19 protein-coding genes and 1 tRNA gene are annotated in these 20,821 nt (G+C 69.8%); 8 read left to right on the top strand and 12 right to left on the bottom strand.

Features of this window, described 5'->3' with window-relative positions:
* The first annotated feature begins 228 nt into the window (after positions 1-228).
* Positions 229-570: a hypothetical protein gene (locus ACWCPI_RS27230; protein WP_388798523.1), complete on the top strand. Its 342-nt coding sequence runs from the start codon at positions 229-231 to the stop codon at positions 568-570.
* A gap of 65 nt (positions 571-635) precedes the next feature.
* Here ACWCPI_RS27230 and ACWCPI_RS27235 read toward each other — a convergent pair.
* Positions 636-707 (bottom strand) — tRNA-Val (locus ACWCPI_RS27235).
* A gap of 207 nt (positions 708-914) precedes the next feature.
* Between ACWCPI_RS27235 and ACWCPI_RS27240 the strand changes: the two genes are divergently transcribed.
* The 3 genes from ACWCPI_RS27240 to ACWCPI_RS27250 all read left to right on the top strand — a co-directional run bounded on the left by ACWCPI_RS27240 (position 915) and on the right by ACWCPI_RS27250 (position 3,530).
* A complete protein-coding gene (locus tag ACWCPI_RS27240) occupies positions 915-1,742 on the top strand; it encodes a DUF4097 family beta strand repeat-containing protein (protein ID WP_451040610.1) in 828 nt (275 codons plus the stop codon).
* Positions 1,743-1,817: 75 nt separating this feature from the next.
* Positions 1,818-3,296 (top strand): hypothetical protein, encoded by a 1,479-nt coding sequence (locus ACWCPI_RS27245; RefSeq protein WP_451040611.1) that lies wholly within the window; start codon positions 1,818-1,820, stop codon positions 3,294-3,296.
* Between the two features lie 18 nt (positions 3,297-3,314).
* On the top strand, positions 3,315-3,530 hold the full coding sequence (locus tag ACWCPI_RS27250; RefSeq protein WP_451040612.1) for an FmdB family zinc ribbon protein: 216 nt from the start codon (positions 3,315-3,317) through the stop codon (positions 3,528-3,530).
* A gap of 197 nt (positions 3,531-3,727) precedes the next feature.
* On the opposite strand, the gene ACWCPI_RS27255 is transcribed toward ACWCPI_RS27250, so the two are convergent.
* From ACWCPI_RS27255 to ACWCPI_RS27265, 3 genes are read right to left on the bottom strand one after another with little or no spacing between them, the layout of a single operon-like run.
* Positions 3,728-4,546, bottom strand: a complete 819-nt coding sequence (locus ACWCPI_RS27255; RefSeq protein WP_451040613.1) for an HAD family hydrolase — start codon at positions 4,544-4,546, stop codon at positions 3,728-3,730.
* Positions 4,546-7,128: a phosphoribosyltransferase gene (locus ACWCPI_RS27260; protein WP_451040614.1), complete on the bottom strand. Its 2,583-nt coding sequence runs from the start codon at positions 7,126-7,128 to the stop codon at positions 4,546-4,548. The genes ACWCPI_RS27255 and ACWCPI_RS27260 overlap by 1 nt, the downstream gene beginning before the upstream one ends.
* 34 nt (positions 7,129-7,162) lie before the next feature.
* Complete coding sequence (locus tag ACWCPI_RS27265; RefSeq protein WP_451040615.1) at positions 7,163-8,332, bottom strand: HpcH/HpaI aldolase/citrate lyase family protein; 1,170 nt, start codon at positions 8,330-8,332, stop codon at positions 7,163-7,165.
* 188 nt (positions 8,333-8,520) lie between these two features.
* Between ACWCPI_RS27265 and ACWCPI_RS27270 the strand changes: the two genes are divergently transcribed.
* On the top strand, positions 8,521-9,324 hold the full coding sequence (locus ACWCPI_RS27270; protein WP_451040616.1) for a TerD family protein: 804 nt from the start codon (positions 8,521-8,523) through the stop codon (positions 9,322-9,324).
* A gap of 40 nt (positions 9,325-9,364) precedes the next feature.
* Here ACWCPI_RS27270 and ACWCPI_RS27275 read toward each other — a convergent pair whose 3' ends face one another.
* From ACWCPI_RS27275 to ACWCPI_RS27300, 6 genes are all read right to left on the bottom strand, one after another.
* Complete coding sequence (locus tag ACWCPI_RS27275; RefSeq protein ID WP_451040617.1) at positions 9,365-10,102, bottom strand: TerD family protein; 738 nt, start codon at positions 10,100-10,102, stop codon at positions 9,365-9,367.
* A gap of 103 nt (positions 10,103-10,205) precedes the next feature.
* A complete protein-coding gene (locus tag ACWCPI_RS27280) occupies positions 10,206-11,354 on the bottom strand; it encodes a DUF475 domain-containing protein (RefSeq protein ID WP_451040618.1) in 1,149 nt (382 codons plus the stop codon).
* A gap of 49 nt (positions 11,355-11,403) precedes the next feature.
* The gene (locus ACWCPI_RS27285; RefSeq protein ID WP_451040619.1) at positions 11,404-11,979 is read right to left on the bottom strand and encodes a TerD family protein; all 576 of its coding nucleotides are present in this window, start codon (positions 11,977-11,979) and stop codon (positions 11,404-11,406) included.
* Between the two features lie 100 nt (positions 11,980-12,079).
* Positions 12,080-12,655: a calcium homeostasis/redox stress adaptation protein gene (locus tag ACWCPI_RS27290; protein ID WP_004001584.1), complete on the bottom strand. Its 576-nt coding sequence runs from the start codon at positions 12,653-12,655 to the stop codon at positions 12,080-12,082.
* Positions 12,656-12,802: 147 nt separating this feature from the next.
* Entirely contained in the window at positions 12,803-13,261 is a 459-nt protein-coding gene (locus tag ACWCPI_RS27295) for a peroxiredoxin (RefSeq protein WP_451040620.1), read from the bottom strand.
* 120 nt (positions 13,262-13,381) lie between these two features.
* Entirely contained in the window at positions 13,382-13,819 is a 438-nt protein-coding gene (locus ACWCPI_RS27300; RefSeq protein ID WP_019757723.1) for a DUF3052 domain-containing protein, read from the bottom strand.
* 362 nt (positions 13,820-14,181) lie between these two features.
* Between ACWCPI_RS27300 and aceE the strand changes: the two genes are divergently transcribed.
* A complete protein-coding gene (gene aceE / locus ACWCPI_RS27305) occupies positions 14,182-16,929 on the top strand; it encodes a pyruvate dehydrogenase (acetyl-transferring), homodimeric type (RefSeq protein WP_451040621.1) in 2,748 nt (915 codons plus the stop codon).
* 88 nt (positions 16,930-17,017) lie between these two features.
* Complete coding sequence (locus ACWCPI_RS27310) at positions 17,018-17,767, top strand: potassium channel family protein (protein WP_451040622.1); 750 nt, start codon at positions 17,018-17,020, stop codon at positions 17,765-17,767.
* A gap of 70 nt (positions 17,768-17,837) precedes the next feature.
* On the opposite strand, the gene ACWCPI_RS27315 is transcribed toward ACWCPI_RS27310, so the two are convergent.
* Together ACWCPI_RS27315 and ACWCPI_RS27320 are read right to left on the bottom strand one after the other, a co-directional pair.
* A complete protein-coding gene (locus ACWCPI_RS27315; protein ID WP_451040623.1) occupies positions 17,838-18,143 on the bottom strand; it encodes a small hydrophobic protein in 306 nt (101 codons plus the stop codon).
* 291 nt (positions 18,144-18,434) lie between these two features.
* On the bottom strand, positions 18,435-20,060 hold the full coding sequence (locus ACWCPI_RS27320) for an MFS transporter (RefSeq protein ID WP_451040624.1): 1,626 nt from the start codon (positions 20,058-20,060) through the stop codon (positions 18,435-18,437).
* A 66-nt stretch (positions 20,061-20,126) separates the two neighbouring features.
* Here ACWCPI_RS27320 and ACWCPI_RS27325 point away from each other — a divergent pair, with 66 nt between their 5' ends.
* Complete coding sequence (locus ACWCPI_RS27325; protein WP_451040625.1) at positions 20,127-20,753, top strand: TetR family transcriptional regulator; 627 nt, start codon at positions 20,127-20,129, stop codon at positions 20,751-20,753.
* The last annotated feature ends 68 nt before the right edge of the window (positions 20,754-20,821 follow it).

Here is a 20,821-nt window from a genome sequence, read left to right on the forward strand (position 1 = left end):
TACTGGTTGTACGTGGGCTTTCGCCCGGTGCGGCGAGAGTGCGTGCCAGGCGTCGCGGGGCAGGCGGGACTTTGCGGACACGACCTAGGACACGACCCGGGGGTGTTCGGACGGCGGTGGCCGGGCGTCTGCCCCGGCAACCGCTCCCCCTCGGGCACTCGCACACTCGTTCGCGTGAACCCCCGGGGAAACTCGCCACCCAAAATCGAACAGGCGTAGCATTGGGTCGTGGCTACGCCCTATGACTACCCGAGTGACCTCCTCGCCGGCCAGGAGGAGCTGCATCAGGTCCGGGCCGAGCTGTCGGCCCTGCTGAGGCGGCTTCCCTGGTCGGTCGTGCCCCTGGACGGCTTCAGCGACGACAACGGCTGGCGCAAGATCGAACGCCCCGCCTCTCCCGGCTGGACGGAGGACGAGCAGGCCGAGGTCGAGAAGCTCCGCCGCCGCGAACACGAACTCGCGATCTTCGTCAGCGGCCACCGCTACTGGTCGGAGCTCACCGGGGCCGAGCGGGTCGACGCCCGCATGAAACTCAAGCACGCCCATGAGGCGCGGGACGAAGAGGACTGAAACGTACGAAGAGGACTGAAACACTCAGGGCCCCCGCCGCGAACGGCGGGGGCCCTGAGCTGCTGTGGGCGCGGACGGTTTCGAACCGCCGACATCCTGCTTGTAAGGCAGGCGCTCTACCCCTGAGCTACGCACCCGAGAACGAGTCGACAGCCTACCTTGCCCGGGGCCATGTCCCGCAAACCCGTATCCCCCATGGCGCCGGTCAGCGTCGGGTTTACCCCACCAAGGATCCGGGAGCGGTCCGGATCCCGCGGCGGAACGGGCGCCCGTACGGTCGGAAGCACCATCGAAGTCCCGGGCCGTGAGAGCCGGTCACGGGCACGCCCCAGGGGGAGATCGCCATGGCCCGTACCGTTACCGCTCGCGCCCTCGCCGTCGCCGGAGCCGTCGTCGTGCTCGTGGCCGCAGCGGCCGGCTGCGGAGCCTCCGCCGAGGACGACAAGGACCCCGAGCAGCGGTCCTTCGCCCTGGCGGGACGGACGCTGACCGTCGACTCGGGCGACTCGGCGCTGGAGATCGTCGCCACCGACCGGAGCGAGGCCGGCACGGTCGAGGTGACCCGGTGGTTCCAGGGATCGGTCGCGGTCGGCTCGGATCCCGAGGTGACCTGGGAGATGAAGGACGACCGGCTGGTGCTGCGGGAGAAGTGCTCCGGCATGATCGCCAACTGTTCGGCCAAGCACCGCATCGAGGTTCCGCACGGCATCACCGTGCGGGTCGAGGACGGGGACGGCAGCGTGCGGGCGCGTGGGTTCCGGGACGCGTTGAGCGTGCGTACCGGGGACGGTTCCGTGCACGTCACCGACTCCACCGGTCCGCTGGACCTGAGGACGGGGGACGGTTCGGTGCGGGTCTCCGACGCCGAGGGCCCGCTGAGGCTGGAGTCGGGCGACGGTTCCCTCCGCGTCTTCGACGTCACCTCGCGGCAGGTGCGGGCGAAGACCCGGGACGGCTCGGTCTCGCTCGAACTCGGCCGCGTGCCCGACCTGGTGGAGACCCGCACCGGCGACGGCTCCGTGTCGATCGATCTGCCGCGGGCCACGTACAAGGTGACGGCCGAGAGCGGCGACGGCGCGGTGGACGTGTCCGTGCCCCGCAGCGACGCCAGCCGCCATGTGGTCTTCGTCCACACCGGAGACGGAGCGGTTTCGGTGGATACGGCGAACTGACCGGCCCGTGTGTTCGTCCTGTACCGGTGGGAGAATGACTACCGGGCAGGGTGAATGACAGCACGGGAGAGGGATGTGACGGCGACACCTGAGCAGCCGAACTCGCCGTCAGTGCCGCGCGCACAGCGCGGTCCCCTGCGGTTCGCCGCACGGGCCGGGCGCACCGGACAGCACAGCCCGCAGCCGGCGTACGACACCTCAGGGGCCGTACGCCGCCTCCGCCGCGACGCGCGGCTCGCCCTGCGGGACGCACTCACCCTGGCCGCCCTGCCTGTGGTCGCCGCGCTGGCACTGCCCGCCGCGTTCGCCGGCGGCGGCACCCGGCGCTGGTTCGGCGGGCGGGCCGAGAGCCAGCGGGCCGAGGCGCAGGCCGCGAAGGACGCGGCGGCCGCCGCGTTCTACGAGTTGGACACGGCCCAGCGGGATCTGCGGATCTCGATCGAGACGATCGCGGCCGTCGACGACTCCCCTGCCGCGCGCCGCGCGCTCAGCGACTTCGAGGCCCTCGGGCGGCGGATCGACGAGGTCAGCCACCAGTACATCCAGGCCGTCGACGCCCACGACCTCGACCGCGACGACCTGGAGGCGTCGGCCGCCGCCCGCGCCCGTACCGAGCTGGCCAGGGCCAAGGACGATCTCGGCAACGTCAAGCGGGAGCTGGACCGCTTCACGGACGGACTCGGGCCGCTGCTCGGCAAGGCCGAGACCCAGCTGGCCCGCCTCGCACCGGCCGTGGAACGCGCCCGGCAGGGCCTGCTCGCCGCCTCGAACGCGCTGGACGCCGTACGGGCCTCCGGGCTGCGGGCGGACGGCCCCGCGGCCCGTCTCGCCGCGCTCGCCCCGGAGCTGACCAGGCTGAACCAGGGCGCCGGACAGCACGGTGTGCCGCAGACGCTGGAGCGGGCCGAACGGGTCGCGCGGGAGGCCGAGGCGGTACGGGCGGAGGCCGAGCAGCTGCCGGAGCGGGCCGCAGAGATCGACCACCGGCTGGTCTCGCTGCGTACCCGCGCGCAGGCGCTCACCACCCGCGCCGAGCAGGTCGAGCCGGTGCTGAGCGAGCTGCGGCGGCGGTTCACGGCGGCCTGCTGGCAGGACCTGCAGGGCGTGCCGGAGCGGGCCGCGGAGAACGTACGGCAGGCCGAGCTGAAGCTGACGGAGGCGCGGGCCGCGCGCGAGGACCAGCGCTGGCCGGACGCCACCGCACTGCTGTCGACGGTCCGGGCGCTGCTGAACGGCACCGACGAGTCGGTGTCCGCGGCCGGGGACCGGCTGCGCCGGCTGAACGCCGTGCAGAAGGACCCGCAGCAGGAGATCGACCGGACGCGGTTCGCGATCCGGGACGCCCAGCGGCTGGCCATGGCGGGGCGGAACACACCCGATCCGCGGCACGCCCGTCCGCTGGACGACTCCGTCGCACGGCTGGAGCGGGCGATCGGCACGCTGGAGGGCCGCCACCCGGACTACTGGCACTTCCTGACCGAGACGGAGGCGGTGCGGCAGACGGTGGCCCGGGTGGTCGCGCAGATCCGTGAGGAGCGGGGCGGCGCGCACTGACGGGGCTAATCTGTGCGCATGCCTCGCTATGAGTACCGCTGCCGCAGCTGCGGCGACACGTTCGAACTGAACCGTCCGATGGCGGAGTCCTCCGCGCCGGCGAGTTGCCCGGCCGGACATGACGACACGGTGAAGCTGTTGTCGACGGTGGCTGTGGGCGGCACGGCTTCGGCTCCCGCCCCCGCGCCGAAGTCTGGCGGGGGCGGGTGTTGTGGTGGAGGGTGTTGCGCCTAGGTCGTGTCCGCAAAGTCCCGTCGTCCGCCCGGAGGGCGGGCCCCGCGGCGTATGGTGCGTGCGCCCGGTGCGGCGAGAGTGCGTGCCAGGCGTCGCGGGGCAGGCGGGACTTCGCGGACACGACCTAGGAGCTCGGGGCCTGGTGTTGTCTTGCGGCTGCGGGTTCCCCGTGGCTTGTCGCGCAGTTCCCCGCGACCCTATCGGGGCGCTTCCGTGCGGGTTGCCTTCAGGAACTCCCTCAAGATGCGCTCCCCCGCCAGCACCCCCCGCTCCGGCAGCGCACTGATCGCCGGGGCTGTGAAGTCGGTCTCGGCCAGCTCGCCGTGCCCCGGGCGCCAGCCCCGGTCGGCGGCGAGGAGAAGGTCGGCGTCCAGCAGGGAGTCACCGGCCGCCAGCGTCAGATCCGCACCCGTACGCCGGGCGACCTCGTACACGGCGGCGCTCTTGGTGAGGGGCTTCGGGACGGCGTAGATCTTGCGGCCCTGGAGCGACACCGTCCAGCCGCGGTTCTCCGCCCACACCGCGAGCTCCTTCACCCACTCCTCGGGCAGCAGCTCACGCTCGACGACCAGGTAGGCGAAGAGGTCCTCGGCGACCCGGTGCTTGCGCACCCACGCCGGGGACGCCGTCGCCATCAGGTGGTCCTGCACCTCCGCCAGCGGCGCGCACCGCTCGGCCAGCCGGGCCGTGACCTGTGCGTGCCAGTCCGGGTCGGAGACGCCGTCCACCAGCAGATGGCCGCCGTTGGCGCAGATCGCGTACGTCGGCGCGGGGCCCGGCAGGTTGATGCGCTGGTACTGCTTGCGGGTCCGGGTCGTCGTCGGCACGAACACCGCGGCGTCGCCCAGGTCGGTCAGCAACTGCGCCGCCGTCTCGGTCATGTACGACAGCGGCTTGCTCTCGTGCACCTCCACGCACAGCAGTCTCGGCGCCCGCGCGTCCGGCATGGTCAGCGCGAGGGCCGCGGAGGAGTAGATCAGCGTACGGTCGAGGTCGCTCGCCACCAGCACCGGCATCAGAGGTTCACCGCCCTGCCGTCGGCGCCCGTCGCGCCCCGCGTGTACTTGGGGTGGATCAACCCCACGCAGGTGTACGCCAGTTCGGCCACTTCCTCCACCGGTACCCCTCTCTGCTCGGCGAGCAGTCGGACATGGTCCAGGTCGGCGCCGGCTCCGGCCCGCGCCAGGATCTTCCACGGCACCCGGCGCAGCAGCACCCGGGTGGTCTCGCCGACACCCGGCTTGACGAGGTTCACGTCGTGGATGCCGTACTCCTCACTGATGCGCTCGACGGCCGCCCAGCCCGCCCAGGTCGGCGTGCGGTCGCCGGCCAGCAGTTCCTTGACCTGCGCGTCGACGGCGTCCGCGACCTCCGCGAAGCGCTCGGACACGGCGTCCAGGAAGGCGACGGACACGTCGGAGCCGGCGAGTTCACGGTAGAACTTCGCGCCGTGGTAGTCGTGCGGACCGACCAGGTCGGAGCGCAGGACGGTGCGGGAGATCAGGCCGGAGACCGTGGAGTTGAGGCACGCGGACGGGATCAGGTAGTCCTCGCGGGTGCCGTAGGTGCGCACGCACGAGCCCGGGTCGGCGAGTACGGCGATCTCCGGGTCGAAACCGGTGATGCCGTCGGACTCCTCGAACTCGCGGAGCGCCGCGGCCAGTTCCAGGGTGATGGCGCCCTTGCCGGTCCAGCCGTCGACGAAGACGACGTCCCGCGGGTCGTGGTGAGCGGCCAGCCGGCGCAGCGCGTTGGCGTCGATGCCCCGGCCACGCACGATCGACACGGCGTAGTGCGGCAGTTCGAGCCCGTGCCGGAACTGGGCCCAGCGGCGCATGAGGATGCCGACGGGGGTGCCGGCGCGGGCGAGCGAGACGAGCACCGGGCGGGGCGACCGCTCGGCCAGCACGATCTCGGTGACGGCACCGGCCGCCTGCGCCAGCCGGGCCGCCGACTCCTCCAGCGCCGCGTGGAACAACGCCTGGTACTGCTCGCTGGGCTGGTACTCCACGGGCAGCGACTCCGCGTAGTGCGCGCCGCCGCTCTGGATGGCCTCCTCGCGCTCCTCGGTCGGTGCCTCGAGGGTCACGTCCGAGAGGTCCTGGAGGAGCCAGCCGACCTCCTCCGGGGCGTACGAGGAGAAGGCGGGGCCGCGGAGGGGCTCGGGCAGCATCGAGTGCCTTTCGGGAACGTGCGGGGATCCGGGGACGTACGACGGCACCACCACGAGCAGGACCTGGTCCGTGTGGGCGGCGAGCTGCGCCAGCAGTCCGTCGGGGGCGTGCAGTCGGGGGGTGTCGGCGGTCGAGTCGACGACGGCCACGACGGCGTCGAAGCCGGCGCCGGCGACGTTGTAGGCGTAGCGCTCGCCGGGGCCGTCGGCCGGGTCGTCGTGGGCCGGGAAGACGAGGCGGGTGCGTATCGCGTAGCCGGGGTCGTCGACGGCGAGGACGGGTGAGCGGGTCGTGGTGGAGTAGCGGATCTCGGCGTCCGTGATCCGCTCCAGCTCACGGGCGAGCCTGAGGGGGGCGTACATCAGCTCTTCGAAGCCGAGAACGTGCACACGGCGGGCACCTTCGGGCAGGGCCTCGGCGAGCCGCGCGGCCATGGCGGGCAGGGCGCTCTCCAGCCGCGTCCGGTGGGCGGGGGTGAAGCCGTGGCGACCGCCGTCGGGGAGGCCGGGGGGCCAGCGCAGGTCCACGCGGGTGAGGTGGGGGCGGGTGCGGTGGCCGGCCGGCTGCGGGCCGGTGGGAGTGGGTAGCGCGGTTCCCCGCACCTCTGGGTGGTGGTCGGGCGCGTCGGCTTCGAGGCTCTGCGCGCGAGCGCCCGTCGCTTCCCCGGACGCGGCGGCGCCGCCGCCGCTGCCCGGGGCGGTCCCGGCTTCGTACCGCGCCACCAGCTCCCGCCCCTTGTGAAGCACCCCCTCCGGCAGCCGTACGGTCCCCACGGCGGCCGCCACGAGGTCCACCCGGGCGCCGATCTCACGGGCGAACTCCTCCAGCCGCCCCGCGTCCGCCGCCGACCGCATGTCCACCAGCGCCACCACGACGTACCGCTGCCGCGGGTACCGGGCATGAAGGTCGCGGACGGTGTTCAGCACCGTGTTCCCGGTGGAGAACTCGTCGTCGACCAGCACCAGCGGCCCGGCACCGGCCAGCAGGGCCGGATCCTCCGGCAGCAGCAGATGGGACGTGGCGTGCGAGTGGGACTCCTCGAAGCCGCCCGCGCGGGCGACGCCGGTGACGGGGCGGCGGGTGGAGTGCAGGTACGGGGCGAGCCCGATGCCGTCGGCCACGCAGTGGCCGAGGCCGGTGGCGGTCTCCGCGTAGCCGAGGACGACCGCCCTGGCGGCCTCGTCGGCGCCCAGGAGGTCCCGCACCCGCCGGCCCAGGGCGAAGCCGGCGTCGTACACCACGGACGGCGCCTGCGGTACGTGCTTGCCGAGCACGTTGGAGACCAGCAGATGCGCCCGCTTGGGGTTGCGGCGCAGGGCGAGTCCCAGCAGGTCCCTGAGCCCGTCGTCGCCCTCCAGCTGGACTCCGAGCCGCTCGGCGACCCAGCTGCCGGACCAGTCCCCGTCGTTCACTGCGTTGTTCATGCGTCCCTTGGATAGAGCGGCCGGTCGGCCGGGTTCAGGCCGGGATTCCGGCGGCGAGCAGCTCCACGAAGCCGATGTCCTCGTTGGCGACCCCGAACACCTCGGCGCGCAGCAGGGTCCGCTCGGCCCAGGCGCGGTGCGGTTTCACCTCGTTCATCTTGTTCGTGTACTGCGAGCGAAGTACACCCCCGCCGCCGCGCTCGGGCCGCAGGATGTCCCTGGCGTCGCTGTACTCCTCGTGGCTGACCACGGACAGCGCGTGCACGGGCAGGACGTGGGAGGGGTGGATGCAGGTCTTGCCGAGCAGGCCGTTGGCGTGGTCGAGCGTGATCTCGCGGAGCAGGCCGTCCATGGAGTGCTCGATGAGGGCCTCGCGCAGTTCCTCGGCCTGGCCCTCCAGGAACGGGCTGCGGCGCAGCTGCGGCTTGAACATACGTTCCTGCACCCGGAAGTACTCCCACACGGGCCCGGTCACCGTGAATCCGGTGCCGTCGGCTCTGCCCAGCATGTTCACCACGTCGGCGATCACGGAGGCGACGATCTGGACGTCGTAGGCGGTCATGTCCGGGGCCCGGCGCAGCCCGTAGGAGGAGCAGAAGTCCGTCACGCCCAGTCGCAGCGCGAGGACCCGCTCGCGGTACTTGTCGACGACACGGAAGATGCCCTCCAGGGTCTCCACGCGCGACTCGCGGTAGAGCAGCTGGGGCGACTCCAGGACGGGCATGGCGAACAGGCGGCGCCCGCTGACGGCCTCGGCGGTGGCGAGGGCCTCCAGGAAGGGCATGCCGCGCTCTTCGGTGAACTTCGGCAGTACGAATCCGGACAGCAGCCGCACCGTGGGCCCGAGCCGCCGTACGAGATCCGGGATCTGCTCGGGGGTGCGGACCCGGACGAAGAGCAGGGGCAGGTCGCCGGTGCCCGGCCGTCCCGCCAGGTCGGTGAACTGGCGGACGAGGTTCTCCTCGCCCTCCGCCACGTCCTCGTCGCCGATCGAGTCCTCCAGGCACAGCACCATCGAGACCACGCCGCGTCCGGTCTGTTTGACGATGTCGTCGGCGAGCCGCGGCCGGGTGGCCGGGCTGTAGAGCGTGGCGCCCAGGGCCGCGGACAGCAGCCGGGCCGGGGAGTCGGCGGAGAACTCGCACGGCTCCTGGTGGAACAGGCGCTGCCGCACCTCCGGGGCGATGTGCCCGAAATGACGCATAGAACTCCCCCGTGGTGGCTCCGTGGCCACTGTGACCGATTCACACGTGGCCGGTAATAGTACGTAGGTACCCATGTCGGGGGTTCCCACCGGGCATGAATTCCTGGTAACGCGAGTGAACACGATCGCGCACGGCCGGTCGCACCCCCGCGTTGTCGTGAGCAGGACGGAGAGGGCAGGATGACGGCATGACGCACGCGATGTTGAAAGGGTCGAACGTCCCGCTAGAAGTCACGACGGTGCGCGCCGTGCTGCGCTGGACGCCCGGGCAGGGGGTCCCGGACGTCGATGCCTCGGCGCTGCTCCTCGGCCCCGACGGTCGTGTGCGTTCCGACGAGGACTTCGTCTTCTACAACCAGCCCCGGCACCCCTCCGGGAAGGTCTGGCGGCTCGGCAAGAAGCGACTCACCGAGGGCCTCACCGACACGATCCAGACGGATCTGGCCAATGTCGAGCCCGCCGTCGGCCAGATTCTGCTGGTCGCTTCGGCGGACGGCGTCGCCTTCGACTGCGTCCGGGACCTACGCATCCTGCTGTACGACGCTGCGTCCCCCGACGGTGATCCACTGGCGTACTTCGACATCAAGCCGGAGACGGGCCGGGAGACGGCCCTGATCTGCGGCGAGCTGTACCGCCGTGGTGAGGGCTGGAAGTTCCGCGCGCTGGGCGAGGGCTACTCGGACGGCCTGAGGGGACTGGCCACGGACTTCGGTATCTCGGTGGACGAGTCGGAGGCGGCGCAGGAACCCACGCCGGCGCCCGAGGTCTCCCAGCCCCTGCCGCCGGAACAACCGACGACGACGGTCCCGCCGCAGCCGTCGTACGGCTATCCCCAGCAGCCCCCGCCCACCCAGCCGGCGTACGGCTACCCCCAGCCGGCCGGCGAGCCGGCCACGGCACCGGCGGGCTACGGCTACCCGCCCCCGGTCACGGCCGTGCCGGCCTCGGAGTTCCGGTTGCCTCCGCAGGGACCGCAGTTCGTGGGCCGCTAGGCACTGTCGTTCGCCGGGCCTGGGCCGCGGCCTCGGGCGGCTACTTCTCCGCCTTGGTCTTGTAGCCCCGGCCCCACTGCAAGCCCCACCCGAACAACCGGTCCAGCTCGGCCTGGAACCCGTAGACGAACTTCACCTCGCGCCGCACCCACACCTCGTCCTTCACGTTCTCGATCATCACGACCGCACAGGACCGGGCCTGTGGGTGCCGCTCGTCGAGGCCTATCTCGATCCGGGGCCCGTTGCTCGGGTACAGCGTGACGATCGCGTGTGTACGGTCGAACGCCGGCGTCTGGTCGTAGATGTAGACGAAGACCAGCAGCCGCTTGATGTTCTCCCGGTGGTCGAGGTTGACGTAGATCGTCTCCCCGGACGCCGACCCGAACCGGTCGTCGCCGCTGAGCTTCACGTACGGCGGCGCGTTGACGTCCCCGAGGAACCCGCCCAGCGGCTGGACGACCCCTTTCGTCCCGTCGGTCAGCTCGTACAGACACCCGAGGTCGAGGTCGACGTTGACCATGCTCTGGCTGTGCCCGAGCACCTCCGGCGGCTTGAGCGCCTTGAACGGGTGCCGCAGCAGGCTCTCCCGCTGCGATCCCCCGATGTCCGACGTCCGCATCCGCCAGGTCAGGTTGATCCGCAGATGCCCGGTGGCGGCGCCCTGCTTGGTGAGCGACACCCGGTCGTGCCGCTTCGTCAGCTCGATCGAGTTCGTCGATGCGCTGCCCGAGTCGAATTCGGCCGCCCGGCCACGCCAGAGTCCGTCCAAGAAGCCCATTGCGCCCCCACGTCCCACGTAGACCTGCGTTCACTCGGAAAAACCGGCGGGGCGGCCGGAGGCCCGGCCGCCCCGCACAGAGCGTTCCTCACCCGTAGGGCTGTCACACCCCGGACGAGACCTCAGTCTTCTCGTCCGAGGTGTCCGCTTTTCCCTCCGCTGCCGCCAGCGCACGGTTGCGGCGCACCGAGGACCAGAAGGAGGCGCCGATCAGGACCACACCGATCAGACCGGTGATGATCTCGTTGATCTCGTACTGGATGGTGACGAGCAGGATCATGGCGAGCGCACCGATCGCGTAGTGCGCGCCGTGCTCCAGGTAGACGTAGTCGTCGAGGGTGCCCTGGCGCACCAGGTACACCGTCAGGGACCGGACGTACATGGCGCCGATACCGAGGCCCAGCGCCATCAGGACGATGTCGTTGGTGATGGCGAAGGCGCCGATCACGCCGTCGAAGGAGAAGGACGCGTCCAGGACCTCCAGGTAGAGGAACATGAAGAACGCGGCCTTGCCGGCCAGGGCGACCGCCGAACGGGGCTTGCCGGAGCGCTCGGCCTCTTCCTCGGCCTCGTGCTCGCGCTCCTCCTCCTCTTCCAGCTTGTCCTCGAAGTAGCCGGAGAGACCGCCCACGATCATGTACGTGATCAGACCCGCGATACCGGAGAGCAGGACCGTGTCGGCCTTGTCGACGTGCGTACCACCGTGCTGGTGGGCATGGGTCGCGAAGGTCATCGCGGAGATCAGCAGGATGATCAGCGCGATGCAGACCGACAGCATGTCGATCTTGCCGAGCTTGGCCAGCGGGCGCTCCAGCCAGCCGAGCCACTTGATGTCGCGGTCCTCGAAGATGAAGTCCAGGAAGATCATCAACAGGAACATGCCACCGAACGCGGCGATCGCCGGGTGGGCGTCGGTGACGAGCTCCTGGTAACGGTCCTTGTCGCTGAGCGCGAGGTCGACCGCCTCGATCGGTCCCAGCTGGGCGCTGATGGCGACGATCACGACGGGGAAGACCAGTCGCATACCGAAGACGGCGATCAGGATGCCGATGGTGAGGAAGATCTTCTGCCAGAAGGCATTCATCTTCTTCAGGATTCCGGCGTTGACCACCGCGTTGTCGAAGGACAGCGAGATCTCGAGGACGGAGAGGATCGCCACGATGCCGAAGGCGGTCCACCCCCCGAAGAGGACCGCTGCGACGAGGCCGAGCGCGGTGACCGCGAACGACCAGCCGAAGGTTTTCAGAACCACTGGCTACCCAATCCTGTGTGTACGGGGCTCCCCTGCGCCGTACGCGGTTTTACGAAACATTGACTCCGAAGTCTAGGGCGATGCCCCTGAGACCCGACGCGTACCCCTGGCCCACCGCCCGGAACTTCCATTCTCCCTGGTGGCGGTAGACCTCGCCGAAGATCATGGCGGTCTCGGTGGAGGCGTCCTCGCTGAGGTCGTAACGCGCGAGTTCCTGACCGTCGGCCTGGTTCACGACCCGGATGAAGGCGTTGCTGACCTGACCGAAGGTCTGGCCCCGCTCGTCGGCCATGTGGATGGAGACCGGGAAGACGATCTTGTCGCAGTGGGCCGGCACCTTGGACAGGTCGACCAGGAGCGACTCGTCGTCGCCGTCGCCCTCGCCGGTGAGGTTGTCCCCGGTGTGCTCCACCGAGCCGTCCGGGCTCTTGAGCTGGTTGTAGAAGACGAACCACTCATCGCCCAGTACCCGTCCGCCGTTGCACATCAGGGCGCTGGCGTCGAGGTCGAAGGGGGCTCCGGTGGTGGAGCGCGCGTCCCAGCCGAGCCCGATCATCACCTGAGTGAGGTTCGGTGCGGCCTTGGACAAGGAGACATTGCCTCCCTTGGCGAGCGTGACGCCCATGATGCTGGTCCTCCCCGCGTGATGTCTCTTCGGTTGTCCTGCGCATCCGGCGCCGCACCCAAACGGTGCGGCGCCGGACTCAGCCAGTGGTGTGCTCGAATCAGACGTTCACACCGAAGTCCTGTGCGATACCGCGCAGGCCCGAGGCGTAGCCCTGGCCGATGGCGCGGAACTTCCACTCCGCCCCGTGCCGGTACAGCTCGCCGAAGACCATGGCGGTCTCGGTGGACGCGTCCTCGCTGAGGTCGTAGCGCGCGATCTCGGCACCGCCGGCCTGGTTCACGACGCGGATGAACGCGTTGCGCACCTGCCCGAAGGACTGCTGGCGGTTCTCGGCGTCGTAGATCGAGACCGGGAAGACGATCTTCTCGACGTCGGCCGGGACGCCCGCCAGGTTGACCTTGATCTGCTCGTCGTCGCCCTCGCCCTCACCGGTGAGGTTGTCACCGGTGTGCTCGACGGAGCCGTCGGCGCTCTTGAGGTTGTTGAAGAAGACGAAGTTGGCGTCGCTGGCGACCTTGCCCGCGCTGTTCAGCAGCAGCGCGCTGGCGTCCAGGTCGAAGTCGGTGCCGGTCGTGGTGCGGACGTCCCACCCCAGACCGACGATGACCGCAGTGAGGCCCGGGGCCTCCTTGCTCAGTGATACGTTGCCGCCCTTGCTGAGGCTGACTCCCACGAGTCCTCCATTGGTGTCCAGGGGCGGGGAGCCCCGCCGTACGTGTGATATCGGATCAACGAGTCGATCCTAGTAACGGGTTCCCGTGCCCCGCAGGCCTTGACGCCGAAGAATCCCAGGTGTCGGTGGCAGGGGGTCCCTGAGTGGTCAGAGAGTGTCGAGCGCCTTGACGTACTCGTTCAGGTCGCGGGCGTCGGGCAGGGCGTTGACGACCGTCCAGCGCACGACGCCCTCCTTGTCGATGACGAAGGTGCCGCGCACCGCGCAGCCCTTGTCCTCGGCGAAGACACCGTAGGCGCGGCTGACCTCGCCGTGCGGCCAGAAGTCGCTGAGCAGCGGGTACTCCAGGCCCTCCTGCTCGGCGAAGACGCGCAGGGTGTGGATGGAGTCGTTGGAGACGGCGAGCACCTGGGTGTCGCGGTCGGAGAACCGCGGCAGGTTGTCGCGCACCTCGCACAGCTCACCGGTGCACACGCCGGTGAAGGCGAAGGGGTAGAAGAGCAGGACCACGTTCTTGGAGCCGCGGAAGTCGGAGAGCTTCACGGTGGCGCCGTGGTTGTCCTTGAGCTCGAAGTCGGGGGCCTTGTCGCCGACCTGGATCGCCATCGTCGTGGATGTCCCTTCGGTGGGGCTGTTCGGGTGGCGTCCACCCTATGCAGCGACCCCCGGGGCCCGTGCAGGAGGCCGGGCCGGGCGTTTCCGCCCGGCCCGGCACCGCCACACCGGTTACTTCTTGGCCTTGGCGGCCTTGGGCGTCACCAGACGGCTGCCGCTCCAGTCCTTGCCGACGCTGACACTCTTGGACGCCGACAGACCAGCCGTGGTCGCGGCTTCAGAGATGTCGCTGGGCTCCACGTAGCCGTCACGGCCCGTCTTCGGCGTCAGCAGCAGGATCGAGCCACCCTCTTCGATGTACGTGGTGGCATCCACCAGCGCATCCGTCAGGTCGCCGTCCTCGTCGCGGAACCAGAGCACCACGGCATCGGCGACGTCGTCGTAGTCCTCGTCCACGAGCTCACTGCCGACGACTTCCTCAATGGCCTCGCGGAGTTCCTGGTCTACGTCGTCGTCGTAGCCGATCTCCTGGACCACCTGCTCGGGCTGGAACCCCAGCCTTGCGGCAGGGTTCGTCCGCTCCTCCGCGTGGTCCGCGGTCGCGCTCACGGGTTGCCTCCTGATCATGTCTTGGGAATAACTCAGCCACGCGCGTGCGCGAAGCATTGGCCGTAGTCCACACGGGCGGGGCGGATCGCGCAAGTACCCGGCCGTTCAGACCGCCGAAACGGTGACGATCCTGAACGTGTCACCCCAACTCCTCGCACACCATCATCGTCTCAAGGTGACACGCACCACACCAATCTGCCCCCTTTGCACGTTTGGGAACCATCCATGGGTACTCCGCCGTTGATCAGGGGCCGGTTACCTCGCAGTAGAGATGACGTTTGCCGCCCCGAGGTACACGATGGGGAGCGGTAGAGACACCCAGAAACCCCAGAAACACAGCCCTCTGACAGGTAAGGAACAGCGTGGCTTCCGGATCCGATCGCAACCCGATCATCATTGGCGGCCTTCCGAGTCAGGTTCCTGACTTCGATCCCGAGGAAACCCAGGAGTGGCTCGACTCCCTCGACGCCGCCGTGGACGAGCGCGGCCGCGAGCGGGCCCGCTATCTGATGCTGCGGCTGATCGAGCGGGCCCGCGAGAAGCGCGTGGCCGTGCCCGAGATGCGCAGCACGGACTACGTCAACACGATCGCCACCAAGGACGAGCCGTTCTTCCCGGGCAACGAGGAGATCGAGCGCAAGATCCTCAACGCGACCCGGTGGAACGCGGCCGTGATGGTGTCCAGGGCCCAGCGCCCGGGTATCGGCGTCGGCGGCCACATCGCCACCTTCGCCTCCTCCGCCTCGCTCTACGACGTGGGCTTCAACCACTTCTTCCGCGGCAAGGACGAGGGCGACGGCGGCGACCAGGTCTTCTTCCAGGGCCACGCCTCCCCGGGCATCTACGCACGCGCGTTCCTGCTGGACCGCCTCGACGAGCAGAACCTGGACGCGTTCCGCCAGGAGAAGTCCAAGGCGCCGTACGGGCTGTCCTCCTACCCGCACCCGCGGCTGATGCCGGACTTCTGGGAGTTCCCGACCGTGTCCATGGGCCTCGGCCCGATCGGCGCGATCTACCAGGCGCGGATGAACCGCTACATGGAGGCGCGCGGCATCGCGGACACCTCCAAGTCGCACGTGTGGGCGTTCCTGGGCGACGGCGAGATGGACGAGCCGGAGTCGCTCGGCCAGCTGTCCATCGCCGCCCGTGAGGGCCTGGACAACCTCACCTTCGTCGTGAACTGCAACCTGCAGCGCCTGGACGGCCCGGTGCGCGGCAACGGCAAGGTCATCCAGGAGCTGGAGTCGATCTTCCGGGGCGCCGGCTGGAACGTCATCAAGCTGGTGTGGGACCGCAGCTGGGACCCGCTGCTCGCGCAGGACCGCGACGGCGTGCTGGTCAACCGGATGAACACCACGCCGGACGGCCAGTTCCAGACGTACGCCACCGAGACCGGCGCCTACATCCGGGACCACTTCTTCGGTGACGACCAGCGGCTGCGCGCGATGGTCGAGGGCATGACGGACGACCAGATCCTGCACCTGGGCCGCGGCGGCCACGACCACCGCAAGATCTACGCCGCGTACTCGGCGGCCCGCGCCCACAAGGGCCAGCCGACCGTGATCCTGGCCAAGACGATCAAGGGCTGGACGCTGGGCCCCAACTTCGAGGGCCGCAACGCCACGCACCAGATGAAGAAGCTGACGGTCGACGACCTCAAGCGCTTCCGCGACCGGCTGCACCTGCCGATCGCCGACAAGGACCTGGAGAGCGGTCTCCCGCCGTACTACCACCCGGGGCGGGACTCCGAGGAGATCCAGTACATGCACGACCGCCGCAAGGGGCTCGGCGGGTACGTCCCGACGCGTGTCGTGCGGTCGAAGCCGCTGGCGCTTCCCGACGACAAGACGTACGCGACCGTGAAGAAGGGCTCCGGTCAGCAGTCGATCGCCACCACCATGGCGTTCGTACGGCTGCTCAAGGACCTCATGCGGGACAAGGAAATCGGCAAGCGGTTCGTGCTGATCGCGCCGGACGAGTACCGCACGTTCGGCATGGACTCGTTCTTCCCGAGCGCGAAGATCTACAACCCGCTCGGCCAGCAGTACGAGGCGGTCGACCGCGATCTGCTGCTCGCCTACAAGGAGTCGCCGCAGGGGCAGATGCTGCACGACGGCATCTCCGAGGCCGGCTGCACGGCCTCGCTGATCGCGGCGGGTTCGGCCTACGCCACGCACGGCGAACCGCTGATCCCGGTGTACGTCTTCTACTCGATGTTCGGTTTCCAGCGCACCGGCGACCAGTTCTGGCAGATGTCGGACCAGCTCGCGCGCGGTTTCGTGCTGGGTGCGACCGCCGGCCGTACGACGCTGACCGGTGAGGGCCTCCAGCACGCCGACGGCCACTCGCAGCTGCTCGCCTCGACCAACCCGGGGTGTGTGGCGTACGACCCGGCGTTCGGCTACGAGATCGCGCACATCGTCAAGGACGGCCTGCGGCGGATGTACGGCGGTGACGCCGAGCACCCGCACGGCGAGGACGTCTTCTACTACCTCACCGTCTACAACGAGCCCATCCAGCACCCGGCCGAGCCTACGAGCGTCGACGTCGAGGGCATCCTCAAGGGCGTCTACCGCTTCAGCGAGGGCACCTCGGGGTCGATCCCGGCGCAGATCATGGCGTCCGGTGTCGCCGTTCCGTGGGCGGTCGAGGCGCAGAAGATCCTCGCCGAGGAGTGGAACGTCAAGGCCGACGTCTGGTCGGCGACCTCCTGGAACGAGCTGCGGCGCGAGGCCGTGGAGTGCGAGGAGCACAACCTGCTGCACCCGGAGGAGGAGCAGCGGGTGCCGTACGTGACGCGGAAGCTGACCGGGGCCGAGGGGCCGTTCGTGGCGGTGTCCGACTGGATGCGGGCGGTGCCGGACCAGATCGCCCGCTGGGTCCCGGGGACGTACCAGTCGCTGGGCGCGGACGGGTTCGGGTTCGCGGACACCCGCGGGGCGGCGCGGCGGTTCTTCCACATCGACGCGCAGTCGGTGGTGGTCGCGGTGCTCACCGAGCTGGCCAAGGAGGGCAAGGTCGACCGCTCGGCGCTGAAGCAGGCGATCGACCGCTACCAGCTGCTGGATGTGTCGGCGGCGGACCCGGGGGCCGCGGGAGGCGACGCGTAGCGCCCTCGCGGCGACGGCTCGATGGGGTGGTGTGCCCGTGGGTGACCCGCGGGCGCACCACCCCTTCACATTTCCTACGATGCGGGCCATGAAGCGAGCGTCCGCACAACAGCGTTGGGAACGGCTCACCCAGCGTCCCCTCTTCGGTCTGGCCCTGGCGTTCGCCGTGGCCTATGCCGTGCCGATCGTCGAGCCCGACGCGAGCGAGGACGTGGTCTCGGCGTGTCTCGCGGTGGAGTGGGTGGTGTGGGGGGCGTTCGCGCTGGACTACGTCGTGCGGCTGCTGATCGCCGAGAGGCGCTGGGAGTTCATGCGGACGCACTGGCTGGACCTGTGCGCGGTGCTGCTGCCGCTGATACAGCCGCTGCGTCTGCTGCGGCTGGTGTCGACGCTGCTGCTGGTGGGGCAGCGGGCGCGGATGGCCTCGCAGATACGGCTCACCACGTACGTCGGCGGGGCGGTGACCGGGCTGATGATGTTCGGGTCGCTGGCCGTGCTGTCGGTGGAACGGGACTCACCGGACGGGAACATCAAGACGCTGGGTGACGCGGTGTGGTGGTCCTTCACGACCATGACGACCGTGGGGTACGGGGATCACGCGCCGACGACCGGGCTGGGGCGGATGCTCGCGGTGGGGCTGATGCTGTCGGGGATCGCCCTGCTGGGTGTGGTGACCGCGAACATCGCCGCGTGGTTCATAGCGCGGTTCGAGATGGACGACGTGGAGGAGCGGCGTCAGACGGAGGCGATACGGGTGCTGACGGAGGAGGTCCGGGCGCTCAGGGCCGAGGTCGCCGCCTTGTCGGGGGACAAGGTCGGCGACAAGCCGGTGGCTTAGCGGCTCGCCCGAGCGGCTGGGCTCGGGCGGGTCGCAGCCCGGCGGCGCGGCTGCCCGCGGGCCGCGCCCGTCAGAACAGTCCGTTGCCCGGGGTGGTCGTCCCCGCCAGCCATATGAGGGCCAGCAGGGTGTCTATCGCGCCCAGGACCACGGCGATCAGGGCCGGGACGTGACGGGTTCCCGACCATGTGCGGCCCATGGCCAGCCAGCCGCAGGCGATCGCCACCGGGCCGAGGATGATGCCCAGGACGAAGAAGCCGGCGACCGCACAGATGGCCCCGATGATGCCCAGGGTCGCGCGATCCGGCCCGGTCCGTGACCACGTCCGGCCACGTGAGCGGGGGTGCCTGCGCGTACCGTGTCCGAAACCCGCCATCGTCAACTCCCTGAGTCGGCGTTCGAGTCGACGGGTACCCACGGTGCGCTCTTCATTCCTGCGGCTTTCGGGCCGTCGGCGCGCTGCCCCCCTCCGGCAGCGCACCGCAGCCCGGGCCGCCCCCGGCGTCGTACGCATGTGCCCGAGAAGCATGTCGTACGGAGGGCTTGACCCACTGTGACCTGCGACATGGGCCGGGTGGGAGGGATCGTCGGCCTTGTCACCCTGATAGGGGAACTCCGGGCGAGGCGGGAACTCGCCCCGGCGATCCCTCCGTTGAGCCGTGTCGCGTCAGATGTGCGCGGCGCCGGCGCCCGCCTCCGCGTTCTCGCCCTTCTTGGTGAGGAAGGCGACGAAGACGGCGACGACGGCCACACCGGCGGCGACCAGGGACGCCGCGCTCATGCCCGAGATGAAGGTGTCGCGTGCGACGTCCGTGATCTTCACGGCGATCTGCTCCGGAGTGCCCGGGGCCAGCGGGGCCACGCCGACCTGGACCGCCTCGGAGGCCTGGGCCTCCTGGGCCGCCGTGAGCGGCGGAAGTCCGGCGGACTTCCAGTTGCCGGCGAGGTCGCTGTCGACCTTGGAGGCCATGACGGCGCCCAGCACGGCCGTACCGAGGCTGCCGCCGATCTGCATCGCGGCCTGCTGGAGACCGCCGGCCACGCCGGACAGCTCCATCGGCGCGTTGCCCACGATGACCTCCGTGGCACCGACCATGACCGGCGCGAGGCCGAGGCCGAGAAGGGCGAACCAGAGCGACATGACGCCGCTGCCGGTGTGCGTGTCCAGCGTGGACATGCCGTACATGGCGATCGCGGTGAGGGCCATGCCGCCCGCGAGCGGGACGCGCGGGCCGAGCTTGGTGATCACGGCGCCCGCGAGCGGCGAGCCGACGATCATCATGCCGGTCAGCGGCAGGAGGTGGAGGCCGGCGTCGATGGGGCTCATGTCGTGGACGTTCTGGAGGTAGAACGTCACGAAGAACAGGCCGCCCATGAACGCGATGGCCATCAGGACCATCAGCACGACACCGGCGGACAGCGCCACCGAGCGGAACAGCCCGAGCGGGATCAGCGGCTCCTTCACCTTCGTCTCCCAGAGGGCGAACAGCGCGAAGCCCGCGACGGAGGCACCGAGGAAGGCGAGCGTCTTGGGGTCCCCCCAGCCCCACTCGGACGGCGGGGCCTTGATCAGTGCCCACACCAGGCAGAACACGGCGGTCGACAGCAGGGCGATGCCCGGGATGTCGAAGGAGCGCGGGGCGTTCTCGGCGCGGTGGTCGAGCAGGATCAGCACGCCGAGGACGACGGCGAGGATCCCGACCGGCACGTTGATGAAGAACACCGACTGCCAGTTGACGTGCTCGACGAGGACGCCGCCGAGGATCGGGCCGCCCGCGGTGGAGGCACCGATGACCATGCCCCAGATGCCGATGGCCATGTTGAGCTTCTCGGCCGGGAACGTCGCCCGCAGCAGTCCGAGCGCGGCCGGCATCAGCAGCGCGCCGAACAGGCCCTGCAGGACGCGGAAGGTGACGACCAGCGCGATGCTGTCGGACAGGCCGATGGCACCGGAGGCGGCGGCGAAACCGACCACGCCTATGAGGAAGGTCTGCCGGTGCCCGAAGCGGTCGCCGAGCTTGCCGGCGGTGATCAGGGAGACGGCGAGGGCCAGGAAGTAGCCGTTGGTGATCCACTGGACCTCGGCGAAGCTGGCGCTGAGGTCCTTCTGGATGGCCGGGTTGGCGATGGCCACGATGGTGCCGTCGAGGGCCACCATCATGACCCCCACTGCGACGGTGATGAGGGTGAACCAAGGGTGGCCGCGCAGCCCCTTGGCCGGCGTCGCGTCCGACGGAGCTGCCGGTGCCTTGCCCCCCGACCCCGTCGTTTCGATGGTGGTCTGACTAGTCATGCGTTCGAGGCTAGTGACAGCCTCTGACAATTGACAAACCAATTCACAAGTCGGTAACTGACAGGCATGGAAACACTGCGCGAACGCAAGAAGCAGCGGACCCGGGACGCGCTGCTGCGCACCGCGCTGGAGCTCTTCACCACGCAGGGTTACGAGCAGACGACCGTCGATGAGATCACCGAGGCCGTCGACGTCTCCCAGCGCACCTTCTTCCGCTATTTCGCCGGCAAGGAGGATGCGGCGCTCGCGGTGGGCGATCTGGCGGTGGCGCACTTCGTGCAGGCCGTGCGCGAGCGGCCGGCGCACGAACCCCCGATGCAGGCGCTGCGCCAGTCCGTGCTGGAGAGCTGGGACACCCTGAACGACGTGATCGAGGCGGTCGTACCGGTCGAGCTGTACCTGCGGATGTACCGGGTGGTCGAGTCGACCCCCGTCCTGCTCGCCGCGCACCTGCGCAAGTCCGTGGAGATCGAGGAGACCCTCGCACGCATCCTCGCCGAGCGTGAGCGGGTCGACGTGGACGCCGACCCGCGCCCCCGGCTGGCGGTGGCGGTGTTCGGCGGGGTGATGCGTCTGACGGAGCGTCAGTGGAGTGCGGGGGAAAAGCTCGACCTCGACACCATGCGGACGTTGACCGTCTCACATCTCGAACAGGTGGGACCGGCACTCAGCGAGAGCTGGCGAACACACTGAGGTCATCGCCGTGTTCACGACGACCGGAGTGAAACGTGATACCTGTCACTCGGTTAACGCGAGACCCT

The organism is Streptomyces sp. NPDC001920 (assembly GCF_053594495.1).